At 24.4% G+C, this 1,476-nt stretch carries 3 protein-coding genes; all 3 read right to left on the reverse strand.

Going from position 1 to position 1,476, the window contains the following annotated elements; translation table 11 throughout:
• Positions 1 to 792, reverse strand: a 792-nt coding sequence (locus CHF27_RS13705) for a hypothetical protein (RefSeq protein WP_330409813.1), incomplete at its 3' end; no start/stop codon positions are given.
• Between the two features lie 10 nt (positions 793 to 802).
• On the reverse strand, positions 803 to 982 hold the full coding sequence (locus tag CHF27_RS13710; protein WP_115976356.1) for a hypothetical protein: 180 nt from the start codon (positions 980 to 982) through the stop codon (positions 803 to 805).
• Between the two features lie 12 nt (positions 983 to 994).
• Positions 995 to 1,396, reverse strand: a complete 402-nt coding sequence (locus CHF27_RS13715; protein ID WP_095405404.1) for a hypothetical protein — start codon at positions 1,394 to 1,396, stop codon at positions 995 to 997.
• Positions 1,397 to 1,476 lie beyond the last annotated feature (80 nt).

Genomic DNA, 1,476 nt, shown 5'->3' on the forward strand with positions numbered 1-1,476 from the left:
AGTAGCTTCTTCTTTTTTAATTGTACTATTACTTATCTTTTTAGTTTGACCGAACGCTCTAGATATAGCTAACTCTAAACTTTGATTATCTTCTTTTTTAGTTTCTACATTTAATACACTCTGCAATGCTGATATAAAATTATCTACTGTATTTAATAAGAAATGTATAAACATTTTGCCTATATACTTCTTATCTATTTTATTTCTATCAACTGGTTCTAAATTTTTATATTTATCTATAGTTTGCTTGTATTGTCCTCTCCAACTAAATTGAGCATAGTTAGAGCTAGGTATAAAGTTGTAAAATATTCCTATTCTATCTGTATCATCTAGTATCTCAACTACATTTAAATTACTACTCAATAGCATATTACTTCTTTTATCTATATTTAAACTTAATGCATCCTCTTTTGTATAATTTAAAGCATATTTAGTGCAATCATCTTTAAATTTAGGTACATCTGTAACTACTTCTACTGTAATTCTTTTCCAGCAATCATTTGTTTTTTCTATAAATAAGTTTTTATAAAATAAAGGAACTATAAAATAAAATTCACAATTATTTTTAGTTATATAAATGTAGTAACTTATTTTAGAAGGTGCATTGTAAAAAAACTTTTTCTCTTCCTTATATATGCGTTCTGATATCGATCTGTAGCATTTATTTATAACCTTGGCTATTTTATCTGAATTATAGTTTCTAATAGAATTATTAGGTATTAATTTAAGATAAGTATAAGTAGGTTTCTTTATCTGAAAGCAATCACTCATTTTCATGCTTTTAATAGTCATAATATCCCTCCTATAATACCGCACATATAACTATATCTATTAAAATTGAAAAACTAACCCACTTCCCCTTATCTTTAAATCCACACATAATAGCTAATATTGAAAATAATGCTACGAATAAACATATCCAATACGATGCTGCTACTAATTCAGCAGGTATATTTTTAAAGAAATTAATAAATTTTATCATTATACATACCTCCTAAAATACTGTTTTAATCATATCAAATATAGTTGGTACAAAATAAAAAGTTCCGAATAATAAGCTATATTTAAATATGATAGAAGTTATATTATTTGTAGTACCATTCATAGCTGCTTTTATACTTTCAACACTACACATAATAACTGAATACCAGTATCCTACTACTCTAACTACTTCAAGCATTTTACTACCTAATGTATCTATAGCAGCTAAATTTGTATCTGCGAATATAATGCTAGTGTCATTTAATAAAACTATTGCTACAAGAATAACTAATCTTTTATAATTCTTTTTATTTTTTTTTATATGAGCTATCATCTTATCAACTATTTTTAAATCTTCATTTTGAATCATTCTATATTCTGCAAATGTATAACTTTTATATTTTTTTAAATTCATGAATAAATCCTCCTTAATTTGTAAATAATAATCTTATTAATATTATCTTTAGTGGAGGTGTTAGAATTGTTTAACTTTGG

The sequence above is a fragment of the Romboutsia maritimum genome, from assembly GCF_002251085.2.
Lineage (GTDB): Bacteria > Bacillota > Clostridia > Peptostreptococcales > Peptostreptococcaceae > Romboutsia_B > Romboutsia_B maritimum.

Excerpts from the sequence above, each read along its gene's own strand:
- CHF27_RS13710 (WP_115976356.1), bottom strand. The coding sequence starts at position 982 with ATGATAAAATTTATTAATTTCTTTAAAAATATACCTGCTGAATTAGTA.
- CHF27_RS13715 (WP_095405404.1), bottom strand. The coding sequence starts at position 1,396 with ATGAATTTAAAAAAATATAAAAGTTATACATTTGCAGAATATAGAATG.